Annotated in this window: 15 protein-coding genes; 7 read left to right on the top strand and 8 right to left on the bottom strand. The window is 42.5% G+C overall.

The features are described 5' to 3' along the window. Positions 1 to 110: 110 nt before the first annotated feature. Positions 111 to 6608: an ExeM/NucH family extracellular endonuclease gene (locus AACX33_RS12215; protein ID WP_194000473.1), complete on the bottom strand. Its 6498-nt coding sequence runs from the start codon at positions 6606 to 6608 to the stop codon at positions 111 to 113. Positions 6609 to 7379: 771 nt separating this feature from the next. Between AACX33_RS12215 and AACX33_RS12220 the strand changes: the two genes are divergently transcribed. The 3 genes from AACX33_RS12220 (at position 7380) to AACX33_RS12230 (ending at position 9139) form a co-directional block, all read left to right on the top strand. Continuing rightward, positions 7380 to 7919, top strand: a complete 540-nt coding sequence (locus AACX33_RS12220) for a Dps family protein (protein ID WP_194000471.1) — start codon at positions 7380 to 7382, stop codon at positions 7917 to 7919. A 106-nt stretch (positions 7920 to 8025) separates the two neighbouring features. Further along, a complete protein-coding gene (locus AACX33_RS12225; protein WP_194000469.1) occupies positions 8026 to 8793 on the top strand; it encodes a ChaB family protein in 768 nt (255 codons plus the stop codon). A gap of 163 nt (positions 8794 to 8956) precedes the next feature. Then, positions 8957 to 9139, top strand: coding sequence for a CsbD family protein (locus AACX33_RS12230; protein ID WP_194000467.1), 183 nt, complete (start codon positions 8957 to 8959; stop codon positions 9137 to 9139). Positions 9140 to 9350: 211 nt separating this feature from the next. On the opposite strand, the gene AACX33_RS12235 is transcribed toward AACX33_RS12230, so the two are convergent. Beyond that, complete coding sequence (locus tag AACX33_RS12235) at positions 9351 to 9623, bottom strand: GlsB/YeaQ/YmgE family stress response membrane protein (RefSeq protein WP_194000465.1); 273 nt, start codon at positions 9621 to 9623, stop codon at positions 9351 to 9353. Positions 9624 to 10109: 486 nt separating this feature from the next. Here AACX33_RS12235 and AACX33_RS12240 point away from each other — a divergent pair, with 486 nt between their 5' ends. Continuing rightward, a complete protein-coding gene (locus AACX33_RS12240) occupies positions 10110 to 10436 on the top strand; it encodes an STAS domain-containing protein (protein ID WP_194000463.1) in 327 nt (108 codons plus the stop codon). Here AACX33_RS12240 and AACX33_RS12245 read toward each other — a convergent pair whose 3' ends face one another. From AACX33_RS12245 to AACX33_RS12260, 4 genes are all read right to left on the bottom strand, one after another. Beyond that, positions 10437 to 11573 carry a PP2C family protein-serine/threonine phosphatase gene (locus AACX33_RS12245; protein ID WP_194000461.1) on the bottom strand — a complete coding sequence of 379 codons (1137 nt, stop codon included), beginning with the start codon at positions 11571 to 11573 and terminating at the stop codon, positions 10437 to 10439. It lies immediately after the preceding gene. A 201-nt stretch (positions 11574 to 11774) separates the two neighbouring features. After that, positions 11775 to 12542, bottom strand: coding sequence for a DUF1350 family protein (locus AACX33_RS12250; protein ID WP_194000459.1), 768 nt, complete (start codon positions 12540 to 12542; stop codon positions 11775 to 11777). Between the two features lie 104 nt (positions 12543 to 12646). Next, the gene (locus tag AACX33_RS12255) at positions 12647 to 13378 is read right to left on the bottom strand and encodes a hypothetical protein (protein ID WP_194000457.1); all 732 of its coding nucleotides are present in this window, start codon (positions 13376 to 13378) and stop codon (positions 12647 to 12649) included. A gap of 259 nt (positions 13379 to 13637) precedes the next feature. After that, positions 13638 to 14411, bottom strand: a complete 774-nt coding sequence (locus tag AACX33_RS12260) for an MlaE family ABC transporter permease (RefSeq protein ID WP_194000455.1) — start codon at positions 14409 to 14411, stop codon at positions 13638 to 13640. Positions 14412 to 15303: 892 nt separating this feature from the next. Between AACX33_RS12260 and AACX33_RS12265 the strand changes: the two genes are divergently transcribed. After that, the gene (locus AACX33_RS12265; protein ID WP_194000453.1) at positions 15304 to 16947 is read left to right on the top strand and encodes a fasciclin domain-containing protein; all 1644 of its coding nucleotides are present in this window, start codon (positions 15304 to 15306) and stop codon (positions 16945 to 16947) included. Position 16948: 1 nt separating this feature from the next. Here the strand turns inward: AACX33_RS12265 and AACX33_RS12270 are convergent, their stop codons facing one another. Next, complete coding sequence (locus AACX33_RS12270) at positions 16949 to 17164, bottom strand: hypothetical protein (RefSeq protein WP_194000451.1); 216 nt, start codon at positions 17162 to 17164, stop codon at positions 16949 to 16951. A 38-nt stretch (positions 17165 to 17202) separates the two neighbouring features. On the opposite strand from AACX33_RS12270, the gene AACX33_RS26510 reads away from it, so the two are divergent. Beyond that, positions 17203 to 17415, top strand: a complete 213-nt coding sequence (locus AACX33_RS26510) for a zinc ribbon domain-containing protein (RefSeq protein ID WP_445253327.1) — start codon at positions 17203 to 17205, stop codon at positions 17413 to 17415. Between the two features lie 74 nt (positions 17416 to 17489). Here the strand turns inward: AACX33_RS26510 and AACX33_RS12275 are convergent, their stop codons facing one another. Further along, a complete protein-coding gene (locus AACX33_RS12275) occupies positions 17490 to 18341 on the bottom strand; it encodes an SDR family oxidoreductase (RefSeq protein ID WP_194000449.1) in 852 nt (283 codons plus the stop codon). A gap of 372 nt (positions 18342 to 18713) precedes the next feature. On the opposite strand from AACX33_RS12275, the gene gatA reads away from it, so the two are divergent. Continuing rightward, on the top strand, positions 18714 to 20171 hold the full coding sequence (gatA, locus tag AACX33_RS12280) for an Asp-tRNA(Asn)/Glu-tRNA(Gln) amidotransferase subunit GatA (protein ID WP_194000447.1): 1458 nt from the start codon (positions 18714 to 18716) through the stop codon (positions 20169 to 20171). Positions 20172 to 20305 lie beyond the last annotated feature (134 nt).

The raw sequence follows: 20305 nt of genomic DNA on the forward strand, positions 1-20305 counted from the left end.
CTGCTTTCTTTCCTTTGCGCCTTTGCGCCTTTGCGTGAAATAAATTCATATCCTTTAGGACTTACGCAAAAATTACCCAGGGTTGCAGGTAATATCTAAAACACAAAATTTTAGATATTATTAGTGAAAACTGAGGTGATATTGCCAAAATTAATCCCAGGTGGGAAAACTGGATCACCGCTTAAAGGGTCGGCGTTAAGTTCTAAAACATTACTGTTAGGATTACTACCTTGGATTAACGGCATATAACCATCCGTGTTGGCGAAGCTGACGGTCGGTTCGGCATTCCTATTGCTGTTATTAATCAATGGGTTGTTAATTACTCCAAATCTGATTATTGGTGTGCGATTGATACCCCCAATTACGTTGTTGACTAGATTAGCGATGAGATTTCTGATCCCAGGAAGGACGGTAGGAGGAGGAGGAGTAATCACATCATCGACGGTGTTCAAATTCAACCCGATAATCACCGGGTCATGGTCGGAGGAACGGAAGGCATTAGGATTGTATAAACTATCCACTTGTGCTGCTGATTTGAAATTGGTGTTGTAGTCGAGGACATTTGGTTCATCGGCGTTGATGTGCCACTTGGCAGCACCAGTAACTTGTGCTGTTAAACTGCCATTAGCTAAGACATGATCTAAGGAACCCCACTGTCCATTAAAGACAAAGGAGTAACTGCTATTGGATATCTGGTTTTGATATCCGGCGGTTTCCAAAGCTTTGATTGGATCTTCTTGGGCATAGGCGTTAATGTCACCCATAATTAAGTAATCAGGGTCATTGATACTTGTAGGATTAGTGGCTAACCAAGCGGTTAAATCTTGGGAAGCACGAGTCCTTGTACCATTGGAAAAACCTTGTCCATCGCCGATGTCGGCATCACCAGCACCCCCAGCACTGGAACCTTTGGATTTGAAGTGATTCACCACTGCGGTAAATTTTTCACTACTGGAGTTTTCTTGGAAGGTTTGGGCTAGGGGTTTACGGTTATTGTTGTCAAATGCCCCTTGACCAAAGCCATCGGGGACTGTGGCTGCTATACCCACAGGAGTCACACTACCGGGTTTGTAGATGAAGCCTACAGCGATTTCATCTGTACCCAATTGGGGCAGACCTGGGTCTATCAGGGCATAAGTACCAGCGCCTGCAACAGCATTCAAGCCGTTGACTAAATCTTGAATCGCACTATTAGCCCCATAGCCATCATTTTCTATTTCGATTAACCCCAAAACATCTGCGTCTATACCGAGGATGGCTTGGATGATTTTGTCACGTTGCCGATTGAACTCAACTAAATTCTCAGCGCCTCTGGATGTGGGGAAACCTCCACCTAGACCATCGCCGTTGAAGTAGTTTAGAACGTTGAAGCTGGCAACTTTGAGCCTACCACCCACTTCTGGGGCTGTTTCTGGGCGCAAATTAGAAGGTATAAATTCGGCGGGATCTACGGGCTGAATCCGATAGTCGCCAAAGCGGGCATCTAAGATACCGGATAATCCTACAACTGTGTCACCACCGCGCAGGGTATTGTCAGCACTCAAAGGTTCACCACCGCGACCGTGAATAATCGAATCAGGGTTTTGAATACCTTGTCCATCGTCGAGGATAATTCGACGTAAGGCAATCTCTTGTTGGTAAGCGGCGTTGCCACTAATACTAGGGGCGTTGAATTGGGTATATTGTTCTAATCTGCCATCAGTACCGGGCTGGTTAGTCGCACCGTCTGAGGACAGGACAACTTCCCCAAATCGCCCCAATTGGAAATGTTCAGTTACGGTCAATGTTTGGGGTATAGTTACCCGCATCCCTTCCACGGCTTCTAGGTCATTAATATTCATCAAGGGGAAGCTGAGAACTGTGGCTGTAGGTAGGGGATTATCGGCACTAACCACAGTCACATCGGTGAGGTTTCTTAATAGGGTGAGGCTGCTAGTCATGCCATTACCACTGCCAGTAAATTCGCTTACTTGACCAGTAATGCGTACTAGGTCGCCGACTTTCACATCTACCCCGAAGTTGTCATCAAAGACAAAGATACCTTCTGAGGTGAAAGGATTATTATCAGCATCGGCATTTTCTTCTTGGACGTAGAAGCCGCGCAGGTTTTGAGTGTTACCTACAGCCTGGAAGTCGCCGACGACGATGCCTTCTATGGTTTGGAAACTGTCGAGGAAATTTGCGATCGCACCATTCCCCTGAATTTCATGAATCTTGGTAATCTCAGTTACAAGATCATTGTCTGTAATGGTGGCAATGATTGAGGCAATATTTATCTGGTTGTAACTAGGATCATTGCTAGTTGCTAGATGGCTAATGTTACTAAAATGTGTTCCTTCTACAACATTGTCATCTACGGCAATTACTGTAACTGTTTGCGGTGTATTCCAGTTTTGCTGTGTAAAGATGAGTGTATTGGGGCTAGATGTAGATTGAGCATCTGTGTTAATAGTAACTGCTACATCTGCTGAGGGTTGAGTATTCAATACTAAGGTGTAAGTATCTGTTGCACCCCCTTCTGTAACATTGGTACTCCCATCAGACTCAATTAAGGTGACACCAGGTAAGGCTGCGGTGGAAACTTGCAAATTATCAATTGCTAACCCATGATCATTTCCAACATCATTAATATCTGTCCAACGCAACCAGATTTCTTCACCGGGTGCTAAAGATAAGCCTGTGAGGGTATCAGAAATTCCCACTCGGTTAGGGGTGTTATTGCCATTTAAAGCCCCACCTGTGCTGGTAGCAATTGGCCCCAAGAAGTCGAGGGAATCAACATCAGTCCATGTCCCAGAAGTTAACTCAGTAGCCCCAATTTGGTAGGCAAAATCTAGTTTCTGCTGGGTTGTATTCCCGCCATTACGCCATTGTTCGCCAATGTAACTAACTCCCAAAGTGGTGATGGTGTCGTTAGTATCGTTAAAGAACCGCGCCCCAAAGTAAATAGTCTCAGTACCACCAGAAGCTACTGAACCCAATGCTCTATCTGTGTCTGCTACTGTACCAAAGCTGTAGAGATTACCAGCATTGCTACTACCAGTTCCAGCCACGATTGTCGGACGAGTTGCGTACCAACCAGGGATAGTTTCAGTATCTACCCAAGGTGAGTTACCGGAATTAATTAAGGTATCGAAGTCTTGGAAGTAAGGGTTACTCAGGGAAATTGCCCCGGCTGGGATGGTACTAAATTCTGACCCTAAAGTAATGACATCGCTGCGGAATTTCTGGAAGTTGTCTTGAGAAAGGTCTTTGGAGGCTGTGCCGTTTTCGTACCAGACAGTATCACCGTTATCTATTAACACCTGAATTTGGCTAGTACCAGTCAGGACATCAGGCACTTCCACAATGGTTTCAAAACTACCCCCAGTATTTAATGCTGTCAAATCTGCTGCCCTGAGTACAGGGGCATCGGCGGCATTACCATTCCAGGTGTAGAGACGGAAGTCATTGGGCGGGATTCCTGTGTCCCCACCTGTTGGCCCGGCAATAATAATGTACTGGTTATTACTATTACGCTCAATACTGCGAATGGCTCGACCGCCTAAGTCTAGGAATATGGGAGCGTCGAAGGTTGCAGATCCAGTAGTACCGCCTGTGTTATTCAGAATGCTAGTAAAATTAGTTACTGGAATAATTAGGGCTTGGTTCCGGTCGGGGATGGGGAGAATGGGCGCACGAAAGGCAAGGTAGGCTGTGTTACCATCGGGGGCAACTGTCAAGCCTTCTATGTTAAAACCGTTAGCAGCGGTGGGGGAAACACCATTGGCCGCACTGGCAGCTATTCCCAGAAAGCCAGCACCTAAACCATGACCATTACTGTTATCCCAAGCAATCAGGTCATCTTCTAAAAATCTGTAGTATCCCTGGAAAGTCAGGGTAGCATCGGCTCCTGTGCCAGAAATCTCTGTGGCAAAAATGCGCTCGCGGTTGGGAGCATCCTGGTTGCTTGTATTGTTACCGTGGGAACCTATCCAGTAAATGATGTCGCCAATTCTGGTAGAACCTTCAATGTCGATTTCGCTGGAACCGGATAAACCCAACATTGAGGTGAAGTCAAAGGCGGCTAATGGTAAACCGGAGTTATGGCGATCGTAGAGGCGGATGGTTTGGTCTTCATCGTCGGCGACGAACATATAATTGGTATCAATGGCGATCGCAGTTGATGCGTCACTCGTCCCTGTCAGGTAGCGGGTGGTGGGAGTTACAGAACCGGCGGAAGCGGCGTAGTTAATGATGTAGGAATTGCTGAGTGTACCGTCACTCACGGTAAGTGTGATATTTGCCAAACCAACACCAGCCGGGTCAATCTTCAGATTCCGTTCTGCACCTATACCAGAAAGGGTGAGGTTGGCATTGGGGACAACTGCCTGATTACTGCTGGTGACAGTGACAGTCAGGTCGCCAATTGGTGTGTCGGAGTCACTGAGAGTAAAGTCAATACCTAGTGTCTTGGCTGGGTCTGTAGGATCATTAATTACACCACTAATCGCACCAGCACCTGTGAGTGGTAGAGAAACGGCTAAGTTTTCCCCGTCGAGGAAATCAGTTGTGCTGGGATTAACTTCAATTCTGGGTGCGCCAACAGTCTCTACAGGATTGGGAATGTAAATCCCTGGGTTCCCAATAGCGCCATCTATTGATTGGGAGGAATTTTGACCATCGTTAATCGCTGAAAGCTGCCAATCGGTATTGATTTCAAAGGGTGCGAGATTTTCTAAGGTTGTCCAGCCGCTAATCCCCTGGGTGCGAATTGTGCCGGGAAAGGTTTCGTCTCCGTATGTAAGACGATCAATCAGTTGGTTGTTGTTGTCGTAGAGGTTAATCTCATCGGCGCGTCCTAAACCTGGGCTGGAGTTACCGATGATTTTCACGGAGTCGCTGAGGTTCCATGATGTGCGGAAGTCTGCGGCTGGGGCTTCCGTTAAGATGACTGATTCCCCTGGCTGAACAATACCAAATCCACTGAGATTGAATAAACCAGCAGTGCGCGCGTTGTCAGCAAAACTCCAACCAGTAAAGTCTACTGCTGTCGTGCCGAGGTTGGTAAATTCGACAAATTCCCCATTACCACCAGCATACATATACTCGGTGATTTGGATGTTGACGTTGGTATTGGCGGGTGCATCGTTGTCGGTAATATTTACAGTGATATTTGCGATCGCCACCCCATTATAATTAGCATCGCTACTGCTGACATTATGAGCGATCGCACCTGTGTGTGTACCCTCAATTAAAGCATCATCCACAGCAGCCACTGTCACAGTTTGGGCTACATTCCAGTTAGCGGGAGTGAAAACCAAAGTTGGTGAATTGGTTGTCACCTGATCATCAACAGTGATCTCGATGGTGACATCTGCTGTGGGCTGAGTCTTTAAAACTATGGTGTAGCTATCTGTAGCACCACCTTCACTTACATCGGTGCTATCACCAGATTGAGTAATGGCTATCCCAGGTATGGGTGTGATGTTGACGTTATAAAAGCCTGGATTACCAATATCACCACCAGTAGAAGCTAAAGAGTTTTGAGCATCACCGACAGTAGAAAGTATCCAATCAGAATTAATATTGATAGCATCTAGATTCCCTGGGTCAGTCCAACCACTGAGAGCCTGGGTGCGAATTGTCCCCGGAAAGGTTTGATCTCCATAGGTGAGACGGTCGATAAGTTCACCGTTTTGATCGTAAAGATTAATTTCATCAGTCCGCCCGATGTTTCGGGTTAATTCGCCAATCACCTTGACTGAAGCAGACAATCCCCAGGCTGCACGAAAATCAGCTTCAGTAGCTTCTGTGAGGATAACTGATTCTCCAGGTTGCACAATCCCGAAAGCACTCAAATCAACAGTACCAGGCGTGCGACCACTATCATCGTAACTCCAGCCAGTAAAGTCTACTGCGGTAGTCCCCAGGTTGGTAAACTCCATAAATTCACCGTTAGCACCAGAGTACATATACTCGGTGATTTGGATATTGGGGGCTGAATTACTATCGCTAGCAACAGTTAAAGCCGTGATCCAGTTTGATGAATCCAAAGGTCCAGTATCATTTCTGATCCAATTCTCTGTATTAGATATCTCTGCTAATAATTCTGCCTTACTTCCGGTTGTCGGGCCGTTGTAATAACCATTATCGAAATTCCCTGCATAAAACGCCGTCCCGTCTTCTACAGCCAGACCAGGAGGAATATTACTGGTATTGGTACTATTGCTACCACTTTCTAACCAGTTGGTTCCAGTGGCAAAATGTGCGCCGTAAATGAATGTCGGATCTGCTGTTGTACCTGTAAAAATAAATATCTGATCGCCACCTGCGGCTAAATTCAAAGCAGATCCGCTAGCAGCACCTAAACTCCAAGTATTAGCAACTGAACCATTCCAGCGAATCACTGTTCCAGCAGCAACAGTTTCCGTGTGAGTCCAAGTTAAAGGTCCACCACCAGCCGCATCCAAGTGTTCAGTTAAACGGAAACCATTATCCTGCCAAGATGAATCTGTAAAATTAATCAGAGTATCAGCAGGAATATCAACCAAAGTTACCCAAGCAAAATCATCATTTCCATCAGCATTATAAGCCGCGATCGCAATATCACCCTGTATCAAAGCCATAAATTCCTTCCCAGTTGTATTTAGAAAAAATCAGAAAACATTCACAAAACTGACCCAAAAAGATAAAATCCCCAAACTACATTTCCTTACAGCATCAGAAGTCTGAGGAGTAGTTCCGGCAGCATCTCTGCCACCTTCAAAGTCCGAGGCGTGAAGAATTTGGAGTGTAAATGTCATGTTTCTGGGATGTAAAACAACTTCAACTGCCAATATCTATTTGATAGTCGGAAACAATGAGCAATTTAAGTATGCAATTTTCAAGAAAGCATACTTTATGATCAGTATTAATTTGGCTACAATGCTCTCAATTTAGATTGCTGAGATTAAGAAATTGCTAGCATCAGGTTAAATCCCCAAATATTTGCAGATAAATTACTCATCCGTGTACATCTGGGTTTAATTAACTCTTCTATCGGACTCCTATTTGATGTTTGAACAATTTCAGTACAATTAGGACTTACGCAATAACTCTGTGAAACCCTCTTTACTCCGTGTACTTCTCCCAAAGGGAGAGGCTAGCGCCAATGTGGTTCGTTTTTTCATAATTTTGCGTAAGTCCTGACAATATAAAAAGGCTCTTCCCCACTCCCCACTCCCCACTCCCGACTCCCCACTCGGCACTTTTGATCGGCTTTATCCGTTAGAAGACACAGATCAAACTCACTGAGGTTGTAATTAATTATGCTGAATTATCTTTCCTATGGTTGATGTTTCTGATGAAGAGATTTTGGACAATTTATACAGAATAGGTTCGCTTAGGGATGGAAAACAATGCGTACAATTAATATTGGTTTGACAGAAGAACAGCGTCAAGGTGTGATGAATCTGTTGAATCAAGATTTAGCAGATGCCTACGTTTTGCTCGTAAAAACCAAAAAGTACCATTGGGATGTTGTCGGCCCCCAGTTCCGCAGTTTGCATGAACTTTGGGAAGAACATTATGAAAAGCTGACTGAAAATATTGATGCTTTAGCCGAACGGATTCGGGCTTTGGGCGGTTTTCCCGTGGGTTCAATGGAGGGATTTCTCAAGATTGCTACCCTCAAAGAACATAGTGGTGATGTCCCCTTAGCAACCGGGATGGTAGCTAATTTGGGGCAAGATCATGAGCAGGTGATTCGGAATTTGCGCGATCATGTGGATCAGTGCAGTGAGCAGTTTCATGATGAGGGAACTTCTGACTTTTTAACTGGACTGATGGAAGAGCATGAAGAGATGGCTTGGATGTTGCGATCATTCATTGAAGGACAAGCGTTAGAACCAAGCGGTGTACAACCAGCAACAGAAACTAAAACCCCTGTGGGTGTCTAGAACGAAGCGAGGGAGGATTGATTCTTTTGTGTGGAAGTATCAGAATCAATCTTCCTATATCTGTGGAATTAATCTATTACAAAAATAAGTTTTAAGGAGTATTCTAGTGCCGGAAGTTTATCAAGCGGAACGTACCATATCAGCTGTATTTAAAGAACAAAAGCAAATTGATCAGGTGATTCGACGTTTACTAGACAGGGGTGTGCCTAGAGATAATATTTCGATCATGGGCAAAGATTTCCAGTCCCAAACGCGAATTTCTGGTTTTATTACCAAGAAAGATGTGATTCTGGGAGGCTTGAGAACAGGAGCAATTTTTGGTTCTTTGTTCGGTTCTTTTCTCAGCTTACTGACTGGTGTGGGTGTACTGTTCGTTCCCTTTGTGGGTCCAATTGTGGCAGCTGGCCCCATTGGTGCGTTGTTGCTAGGTGCTGCTAGTGGTGCGATCGCTGGTAGCGCTGGCGCTGGACTAGTATCGGCTTTGACCGCTTGGGGAATGCCGGAAGACAAAGCCGCAGTCTATCAAACACGCTTACAAGCTGGCGAGTTTATCTTAATGGCAGAAGTCCCAAGCGATCGCCTGGGAGAATTTCAATTGCTGATCGAAAGTAGTGGTGGTGAAGAAATTCACACAACTGATAAAACATTGACTCATTCTTGTACTGGGCCATGTAACAGTCCAGAGGATTTGTCTGTGGAAGTTCGCTCTCATCTTTCTCCAGAAGCTCAACGGACATTCATGGATCGCTATAATGCCGTCTTAGATCAAACAAGTGACGAGTTCACCGCTGAACAAGCGGCTTGGGAAACTATTCATGAACAGTTTGATGAAGACGAAAGCGGTGTTTGGTCAAAGTCCAAGGTGAATGTTTAGCTGATTAACAGCTTGATTGATCGCGGTGCGTTACGCCCTGTAACGCACTATAATTGTCAGGCAAATATTGGTTAATGCCTACACCAGGATGTATCCAATGATAGATAGAGCAACTAAATCTTTAGTGGTATACTATGAAATAGTAAATCATTAAAAAACACATATGAGTATTGAAAAAAGAGTAGAAGCCACTGCCAAAAATATTGAAGGCAAGCTACAAGAAGTAGTCGGTGAAGTCACAGGTAACCCAGAAGATAAGACCGAAGGCCAAGCTAAACAGGCTGAATCCCAAGTTATTCACACCATAGAAAATATTAAAGATGAAGTGAAAAAACTGATAGACTAGTACCGCTGTGCGGAAGTCAAAGAGCCTTTTAAAATAGTATGCCTATTTACGCCGTGCTGTAATAGTTTATTACATTTCTAGCCCAGAATTTTGGGTTGATCTATAAAATTATCTATTATTGGTTTATGACTCCACTCTTGTTAAGAAAGTGGAGTATTTCATGTTTACTCCTAATAAATGGGCTTTCACCATCAGCATTCTTTCTATCCTACTAATGGCTGGTACTACCAGTTAGCAAACCCCATAAAAAGATGGCAACTATTGCACCAAGGATGGCGACAATTATACCAGGAATACTGAGAGTTGCCGCAGTGAATTGTAATGTTCCGGTTTCTAAGAGAGTAACAATAGTTCCCCCGATTACAGCACCAACAATACCCAAAACCATAGTTGTAATGATTCCGCCACCCTGACGACCAGGATAAATAGCTTTAGCAATAGCTCCAGCAATCAAACCCAGAATGATCCAAGCAATGATGTTCATAGTTTAAATTATCAAAAGCTTTATTAATAATTTATTAATTACCATCGAGTTTTCCTTCTACCAGAAGAGATATAGCCATCCTATCTCAGTTGTAAAAATCGAGGGTTCGCGAATGCGAATGCGTTTCCCCTGCTACCAAGCTAGAAGCGTCCCGGAGGAAAGGAGAAGAGCGCTAAGAACAGAAAATTTCAAAATTAATTGAGGGTTTTGTTCATGAAGTAAATTACCCGGACATTCTGGACTAATCAGACAAACTAGAAAATATCCTCTCAGTTTCCTGTATGAATTTTTAAAAGTAGGTAATATTTATAATTTTTTTAAATGAAATCCTTGATACTTTTTTATTGATAAACAAGCATTTATGATGTACCACTAGTCATTAAATAATTTCTGTTTGATTTGGCTAGCTTTTTCCAAATCAGGCCTGTTGGTATATAATACTAACAAAATCATGACATTTTTTAAAACAATCCGGGCATAAGTATTATGAATCAACAAGTCAAAGTCGTAAAACTAAGTGGAATTGTCAATACTACAAGCTCACAAGAACGGGAACAACATATTACTCAACTACTAGAAAGTGGGGCAAAAATAGTTTTAGTTGATTGTCAAGATGTGTCATTTATGGATAGTTCTGCCTTGGGGTCTTTGGTATTAGCTTTCAAAACTTTACGGGAAGCAGGTACCAGGCTAGTTCTTTGTTCTATTAATGAACAAGTCAGAATATTATTTGATATAACGGGTATGGATAAGGTATTTGAGATATTTTTAAATCAAGATGAGTTTAATCAGGCTGTACTTTCTCAAAAATAATTAATCGAAATTAATTTGTAGGATTGATAAATCATCATCAAAAGCCTCTTTGGAGTTCAAAGCAATCAGATAATTCAATACCTGATCGAGTTGGCGATCAATGGTGTGTTGTAAGCTCACAAGTATTTGAATGAAAGCATCCAAACTCCAAAGTGTGCCATCCAATTTTGTAATTTCGTAAGCACCATCACTAAAAATATATAGACTACTAAATTTATCAATATGGCAACACGCATCAACATATTGGGCTTCGGGAAACATCCCAACTGGCATTCCAGGTGTTCTCAGTAGTTGAATAGCAGAGTTTTTAGGAGATGTGCCTGATACTAATATTGCTGGTGGATGACCTGCGCTTGCATAGATTAATTCCCGATTAACTCGGTTATAAACTCCATACCAAATAGTAAAATACTTGTCATTTTGGTAATTCATTTGGAAGGTTTGATTTAAAGCCTTGAGTACAGCACTCGGTTGATAGTAATTCAACCCTTTTAAGGCACGGGAACGTAACAGATTTAGTACGGAAATTGAAGGAAGGGCAGCTTTGAGTCCATGTCCGGCTGCATCTAGCAGGTATATAGCTAGACAGTCAGAATCTAGCCAGTAGTAATCGAAACAATCGCCGCCGAGTTGTCGGGAAGGAATGAATCGAGAATTGATCCTGAAGGGTTCGGTGGCTGGTAAAGGTAAAAGCGATCGCACATATTCTGCGGCTTCGGCTAGTTCTGTTTCTAAGAGCAGCTTTTGGGTGTGTAAATCCTGACTTAACTGATGCAAGCGCAATCCGGCTCTGACTCTGGCTTTCAGTTCATTTTGCTCAATAGGTTTAGCGATAAAATCATCAGCCCCAGCATCTAGCCCCTTGACACGATCAGCGATGGAATCCAAAGATGTTAAAAAAATAAAGAAAGTAGTGGATAAATTCGGGTCTGTTTTCATGCGCTTACAGACTTCTAATCCATTCAATCCCGGCATAATCCAATCACAAATAACCAGGGCGGGATGGTAAGCGATCGCCAAGGCAATTCCTTCTTCTCCATTACTAGCAGCAACTACCTTATAGCCCTGTTTTTCTAACATCCTTTTCAGGAGTGTTTGGATAGAAATATCATCATCAATTACCAGGATTTGAAACATAGAAAATGCTAATTTTAAAATTAATAAAAAATAAAAATATGCTCAATTTTCCGGCTGAGGATTCTGAATTGATCATCCTATAGCAGTTTTCGCCTGGTAGAGACGCGATGCATGGCGTTTGTCCAAATCCCAAGAATTAATTAACCACAGATAAACACAGATAAATTCTTACCTAGCAGATGCAGAAATGATCATCAAATATTATGGAGGTGACAACGGATTTATCCATAAGAGAATGGCGCGTTTGAGCTGGTTCAAATCTCGGTAAACTTCTTGTCTAAACCATTGCCCTAAAGCGTCTAAGGGAGTAAATGATGCTCCTGGTTGCCATTTGATATCTTGACCTAAAGGTGTAGTGTGACTACCTGGTAAGGTTTGTGCTGTGACCATTTCCGCAAAGCGGGCCTGTAAGATTTTGGTTAAAGGTGTGGATTGGTCAATGGTATCATTGGTAAATTTTATTAATAAATTCCGCCGAATATTGTAGCTTTCCTGGATCATCTGGTTCGTTTCTAGTGGCGAGGGAGTAAACTCAACTCGGAAAGTAGAATTTATCTGTTCTACTAAGGGGATAGCCTCTTTGGCGGCGTAGTTGTTGAAGGAAATTAAAATATTCCCGGCACGTTCTACGTCTAGCAGACTCCCAATCAGTAAGTGAAGTTTACAACCCATGCTATGCCCTAGTCCATAAGTAGGCAGATAAAGCTGGCGTAATGCCCCAGACTCTTGTAATCTTTCTCTGGTGCGTTCAAAGTTCAGCAATGCAGTGTTAGCGATCGCAATATGATCCAATGTATTTACAAAGGGTGTAGCAATAATAACATAGCCTTGCTCCGCCAGTTGTTCTAGTAACCAGCGATAAGTCAGATGGGGAGCAGTAGCCACAAAAGCACCTCCCAGAAAATGGATGATCCCGATGGGTTTTTGGGGAATCAGTACCCAGTTACCTCTAATTTCTTTCCAGTCCATACCTATAGGCGATCGCTAAATTCACACCTCTTTATGTTAGACCGTTGATTGCAGTCCTGGGGGGCTTGACGAAAAAAGCCATGATCTGCAACGATTTATGAGTTTTAACTGAGGGTTTGCAGCCTTTTCATTTCAATTTGCACATCTAAGGCAATTTGCAAAGCTTCATTGAGCAACCTACCATGCTCGCTAGCTTCTTCTGTAACTTGCATTGCCGTTAAAGTAGCTAAATTATTGGCAAATAGCTCTGTATTCCTAATAATAAAACTCTTGTTTTCTCTTAAAATTGTTTCTGTCTTCAAAGCCCGAATTAAATCATTTCTGGTGAGTCTCAGGGCTTCGATCACTCTTTCTCTTTCCTGAAGAACTACTCCTGGGTTACCAGCAGCTTCAATTTGATCATTGATATCTATGGCTTTGATCACCGCATTATATCTATCAACATCATTTAAAAGGATGTCTAAAGAATTTGTCATGTGATCTTCAACTATTTTCCGCTTTTTCCACCATAATAAATACAAAACAATTTGGGTGACACCTCCACCCCAGAAAGATAATATTATTAACAACAACCAAGATGGAATTGTCATCCATGTAGCAAACACTCTAATAACGATGTCAAACAGCAAATAACTAAAAACAAATATAGAACAACTAATAAAAACTACAGTAGCTCCCTCAGAACCCTTAACTTTAGCTATCATCCTTTTGCCAATTCTTTTTAAAGGATTGCTAATAATAATTAATTCATCTTTAACAGGTAAATTAGTCAACTTCCGCAATTCTTTCTGACTAATATCTAAGCCATGTAAATCATTACGCACAGCTTTCCCCATCCTCACCAAATTACTTATTTAGTACAATATAGCAATCAAATTTATTCATGGCTCGTTAAATTGTCATTTTCGCCATTATTTTTAATTGAACTAATTGCTACAGAAAAATATTTGAAGTACAATTTGATACTTTTTTTATGTGATAATTAGTTATATTCTCAGAATAAACCTTGTTTGTAAATGATGAGATATAGCTGATAAAAAGCCGATTATAGCATTTTTATGTTTTAGCACAGTCACCTCTAATTTGACACTCTCCTTAAAGTATCGGTTTATCGAACATCAACACAGAAAGAAAAAAGTCCATCATAAAAATTAATACCCAAGTACTAACAACTGCTGTTGTTGCTGATTCTCCAACTTCTTTCGCGCCTCCTTTGGTAGTTAGTCCCCAACTACAGCCATTGATCCCAACTATAGCTCCAAAAACCACTCCCTTTACTAAAACCATAAGTAAATCTGATAGTTCTAAAAAAGTTCTCACAGACTCCAAAAAAGCTTCAGGATCAATATTGTAAAATTGTGATGCAGCAAAAACACCGCCAGTGATGCCCATAACTAAAGCAAAAATCATCATAATTGGCATCATTAAAATGCAAGCAATGACTCTAGGAAGCACTAAGTAATCAATCGGATTTGTTCTCAGCATATAAAGTGCATCAATTTGCTCTGTAACTCGCATAGCACCTATTTCTGCGGCAAAAGCCGAACCGACTTGTCCGGCAATAATACTAGCGGTCAAAAGTGGCGCTAATTCTCTGCAAAAAGCCACAGCAAAAGCACCCCCTACCGCATCTAATGCCCCAAATCTGGTTAATTCTCTAGCAGTTTGAATAGTAAAAATCATCCCCGAAAACCCACTGACCAGGATAACCGGGGACACCGAAGCCGGCCCGGCGGTTACCATGTGTTGCAAAATTTTCCGGTAGTAAGTTTTTCCTTGGAGTAAATGCAGCAGTACTTGACCAAAGAGTAGCAATGCGGCAAAACAGCGTACAATCCATAATTGGTCTAATTTTTTTTTGGTTTGCATTACCGCCCTTAAGACTGAATTTTTGTCGCTACATTAGGATGTGATACAAATTGGCACGAATTTGGTGCTTGTCCTCAGAGTTCAGTAAGTATAAACTGAGCCTCGTCATTAGCTTACCGGAAATTGTGTATTGTATCAAAATATTTTGCCACTAGAGAACCCAGAAAATTGTGTAGTGAATGACATCACAAAATTAAGTCGGTTAAATCAGTCCATAGCAATTCTCAATCATTCGTAAGAATTAATATCCAGGTTTCTTCAATAAACTGGTTTGGGGATATTTGGTAATTGTGAGCAATTAAATATAATTGCTATATATAGTATTGACAGAATATAGTATTTACCGAGAAGCTCAAATACCCGAATTCTACCGGCTATTAAAACCTCAAAAATAAGTCCTACTGGAGCTAAGATAATTGAACTAAATAAAAACACTATCTGAATTTGCTGGTAATTTTTGGATAATAATATTTTTTAATTGTAGTCAACTATCCAGAGGAAGATAAATAAAATAACAGTTTGACCTTAAGCTAGTTGTGTAATTGAGTTAAATCTGAGATTATTTACGGTATCTTGAGGGAAAATCATTTCTTTTTAATACTATTTGGATACCATACTGGATCAGTTTAGTGGTATTAGCCTTATTCAGTTATTTTGGCAAAATGGCGATTAAATGCCTCAGATTATGCTAATTTGCCACTATCAAAGAAATGACAAATTTATCGGGGTGTTTTATGAGCAAATGATCATGTCTTCAAAAGTTCTAACTCTCAATAATTTAAATCCTGCCTTCCTACTGGGAATATTGAGATCAACCAAAAACTCGTGTGTCTACCCTTGTCTACTCAGACTTATATACAATAATTTGGAAATTTTTTAGGAGGATATTTTCATGATTAATTTCTGGCGTTACTCATCAGTAAGTACAACTTTGTTGGCGTTGAGTATAACATTTGCCACAATCAATCCCATGATAGTTTCGGCTCAAATGAGCGTTCCGAGTACTCCCTCGCCTGGTTCAGCGGCTAACTTGTCTGACATTAGTTCAGATTATTGGGCAAGTCCATTTATTCAGGCTTTAGCTCAAAGAAATATCATCTCTGGGTTTCCTGATGGCACTTTTCGACCAAATCAACCTGTGAGTCGGGCAGAATTTGCAGCGATGATTCAAAAAGCTTTTAATCAAGACCCTGTGCGGCAAATAACTCCAGAGGGTTTTACAGATATTAGTCCTGGCTTCTGGGCAAATTCAGCAATTCAGGAAGCCTACCAAACTGGATTTATGTCAGGTTATCCGGGAAACTTATTTCTGCCAAATCAGCAAATACGCAAAGTTGAGGCCATAGTTGCTTTAACAACTGGTTTGGGTTTGCAAACAAGCGACAATCCATTAGGTGTAGTGAGTACTTACTACACAGATGCTTCAGCAATCCCCAACTACGCATTGAATAATATCGCAGCAGCCACAGAAGCCAATCTGGTTGTCAATTATCCCAATGTCAACCAACTCAACCCGCTAGATCCTTTAACTCGTGCGGAAGCATCGGCGATTTTGTATCAAGCTTTAGTGAGACAGGGACAAATGCAAGCCCTGACTCCCAATGTTGGAGCGACTAACTATATAGTTGGGGCGGCGAAACAGTCTCAAACTGCTCAAGATATTGTTTCTATTGCAGCATCGAGTCAACTTTTTAGCAGCTTGACTTCTTTATTGCAGACAGCAGGTTTAGCCGATATTCTGCAACAACCAGGCCCTTATACAGTTTTTGCTCCCACGGATGAGGCTTTTGCAGCTTTACCTGCGGGGACTCTAGAGGAGTTACAGCAACCGGAAAACCGGGAATTATTGATTAATATTTTGAGATATCATGTGGTTCCTGGGGAGGTAACTGCTAATCAACTTTCAGACGGAGAATTGAGAACTTTTGAGGATGTACCGATCAATATTAAGGTGGATAGAGCCACCAATCAAATTGCGGTCAACAATGCGAATGTGATTCAGCCCAATGTGGAAGCCAGCAATGGTGTCATCCATGTAATTAATGAAGTCCTCATCCCACCTAACCTGGGAGTAACTCAGCAGCCACCAGCCGAAACTACTCCTGATATAGACCCTGGTGCAACTACTCGTGGTGGTTCTAGTTATGTGGGAGTTGCTGGTAACATTGGCATCAGTGGCAATGCTACTCTCAGCGAAAGTAACTATGCAGTGATCAGCAAAATTGGGCTGACAAATACGATCTCGGTGCGCCCATCGGTGATATTTGGGGGTGATACACTAGTTTTGGTGCCGGTAACTTTAGATTTTTCTCCACGTTCAGCAGATCCCTTGATTGGACAACAGTTATCCATATCTCCTTTCTTAGGTGCTGGTGTAGCTATTGAAGCTGGGGGTGATTCTGATCTTGGTTTCTTGTTAACTGGTGGTGTGGATTTGCCTTTAGGCGATCGCTTTACCGCCACAGGGACTGTGAATGCTGCATTTTTGGAGCAGACTGATGTCGGTTTGTTTCTGGGAATCGGCTATAATTTCTAAATTAGCGGTAAATGAGAATGAAAAATGAATAGCCGCACATTGTAAACACGAAGGCGATCGCCACAGAAAAAATAACAACATCCCGGACAATAAATAAAATCCAATCTTTTCTGAGTTCCTGTCTAAACTTGAGTTCCCGCAGATGGCGTTCCAGTTCCGCGTCTGCTGGCGATTGTAAATTGACTGGTGATATAACTGCTTTTTTATCTGCGTCCATATTTCTCCAAAAGCAACTTTGATTGAATATTTCCGTTTTTGCAACCTCACCCATGGGGCAAGATTGATTTATCTGTTCGCTCAGTGTTGTGCTTGAACTGCAACACTGAACACGACAGAGATGAAAATGCTTCCAAGAATATAGAAATCGTCGGCATGGGGCATCGGCACGACCTTAAACGGACGAGGAGCGACTATCAGACTACTCCGGTAGCAAGTTGCAGTGAGTCGTCAAGAATCACCGCACTTTAAGGGCGGTGAGTATGTCAATTCAATGTCAAGCACATTATCCAAGTGGGAAATGCTGTGATTTTAGGTTTGAGATATTAGTATGCTACGGAATCAGAGCTAGAAGTCTTATTTAGTTGGGAGAAAAGGGTTTCCCAGTGAATTACAGGTGGTCTTGTGCCTTTGTTGACTAAATTAAAGGCTTGATTTGCAGTTGATGGGTGAAAAATAGATTCTACACACGCAGCAGCTACGTCAATGCGGCTAGCATCTCCTGCAAGTTGGTCGCCTGTCTCTACTATTACACCCTGCTTTCCGCCTGTCTTGGCCTTGAGTAAGGTGTTGAGGTCGTAGGATGTGTAAGGGCCATCAATTAAGCGTCCTGGACGGATAATCGTATAGGGTATTCCGGAATTGATGATGGCTTGTTCACCTTTTTCTTTGGCATCAAGGACACCAAAGGCGTTGAGAATATTAAATGGTGGTTGGTCTTTACGGTGAACTCCCACAGAAGAGACGAAAACGAAGCGTTTGAGATGGGGAGGTGCGACTGATACTAAGTTGCTGACACCTTCCGCATCTACTTTTGGGGGGTTATTCTTGGCTGTGCGATCGCGATATTCTGAATCAATTAAAATTTTTCCCCATTCTAATAAGTTGGGTTTGGGTTCAAATTCCCATCTTTCAGAAGGAAAGGCCGTAGTCCCAGTACAACAGATAATGTAGTTGATATCCTGCATGGCTGGGGCAAGTGTGCTGATATCGCGGATGTCACCCACAGCAATTTCTACTTTTTCATTAAACATTTTTGCAGCTTTGGCGACGTTGCGGGTGAGGATACGTACTCTCATCCCCTTTTCTAGCAAGTTGGCCGTGACAAGTTGACCTACGCCACCAGTAGCACCAGCAATTAGCACTAAGTCTTCAACTGAGGCTGTTACATTAGTCATAAACTGATTTTAAGATAGTTAATGCTAATCTAGCCAATCCCTTGAGTGTAATGCTTCTGCCTAGAGAAAGCGATGGCGCAAGCGCCCGTCGCAGGTATCGCACACAAAAACCAAAAACCCGGTCATAATGACCGGGCTTCTGATGAACGAGGTGGGGATAAGTTCCCCGAAGGGTTATAGAAGTTCTGTATAAATCGCCGTACTGATAAGTAATACCACCACAGCAAAGACAATTCCGGAAAACTAGAAAAATTTTTCAGGATCTTATAGCAACCGCCAAGACTTTTGACTTTTGACTTCCGCGTAGCGGTAATACCCATTACCCTGGAAAATATACTAAAATCAATGACTTGAGTTATAAAGAGAGCAATCATGGCATCCATCCGCGAGTTGCACAAACAACTAATTACAAAAGAATGTTCTGCTGTTGAGATTACCCAAGAAGCTTTAGACCGTATTCAAGCCTTAGAACCGAAATTACACAGTTTCTTACACGTAACGACAGAGAAGGCATTAGACCAGGCTCGTGCTGTGGATGCCAAAATCGCTGCTGGTGAAGAAATTGGAATGCTGGCGGGGATTCCCATTGGTATTAAAGATAATTTGTGTACTCAGGGGATTCCGACTACTTGCGCTTCTCGAATTTTAGAAAATTTTGTGCCGCCTTATGAATCAACTGTGACACAAAAATTGATTGATGCCGGGGCTGTGATCATCGGCAAAACCAATCTAGATGAATTTGGTATGGGTAGTTCCACAGAAAATTCTGCCTACCAAATTACGAATAATCCTTGGGATTTATCACGGGTTCCCGGTGGTTCTTCTGGAGGTTCGGCGGCGGCGGTGGCGGCGAAAGAATGTGTTGTGTCCCTGGGTACTGATACTGGCGGTTCTATTCGACAACCTGCGGCTTTTTGTGGTGTGGTGGGGATGAAACCAACTTACGGGCTGGTGTCTCGCTATGGTTTAATCGCTTATGCTTCATCTTTGGATCAAGTTGGACCATTTGGACGCACAGTAGAAGATGCAGCTATAGTATTGAATGCGATCGCAGGTTACGATCCCAAAGACTCTACCAGCCTGAAAGTAGAAATCCCCAACTACGTCGCCAGCTTAAAACCAGACCTGAGAGCCAGAGGAAAGCTGCGAATTGGGGTGATTAAAGAAACTTTTGGCAATGGATTGGACTCTGTAGTCGAACAAGCTGTGACTAAAGCCATAGAACAATTACAAAGTTTGGGAGCCGAAGTTCATGTCATCTCCTGTCCCAATTTCCGCTATGGCGTACCTAGCTACTACATCATTGCGCCATCAGAAGCATCAGCCAATCTGGCTCGTTACGATGGGGTAAAATACGGCTTCCGTGCTGATGATGCCGATAATTTGTTATCTATGTATACTCGTACCCGTTCCACTGGTTTTGGGACAGAAGTTAAACGCCGGATTATGATTGGCACTTACGCCCTTTCGGCTGGTTATTATGACGCATACTATTTGAAAGCACAAAAAATCCGCACTCTGATTAAACAAGACTTTGAAAATGCCTTTAAGAAAGTTGATGTCTTAGTTTCTCCTACCGCTCCCACCACAGCATTTAAGACAGGAGAAAAACTCAGTGATCCCCTGAGTATGTACTTGAATGACTTGATGACTATTCCCGTAAATCTGGCAGGTTTACCGGGCTTAAGTGTACCTTGTGGCTTTGATCAACAGGGATTACCCATTGGACTACAGCTAATCGGCCAGGTGCTGCGAGAAGACCAACTATTTCAGGTAGCTTATGCTTACGAGCAATCCACTAGTTGGCAGGTGAATCAACCGCAACTTTAATTGCTCAGTAGTATTCCTTAGAAGAGGCAGGGGAGCAGGGAGTAAGGGGGAGTGAAAAGGCAGGGGAGCAGGGAGCAAGGGGGAGTTAGAAATTACTTTAAACTTCCGGTTACTTAACAACCGTTCCTCTTCTC

Origin of the sequence: Nodularia sp. LEGE 04288, from assembly GCF_963896525.1 — a bacterium.
Classification (GTDB): Bacteria; Cyanobacteriota; Cyanobacteriia; order Cyanobacteriales; family Nostocaceae; genus Nodularia.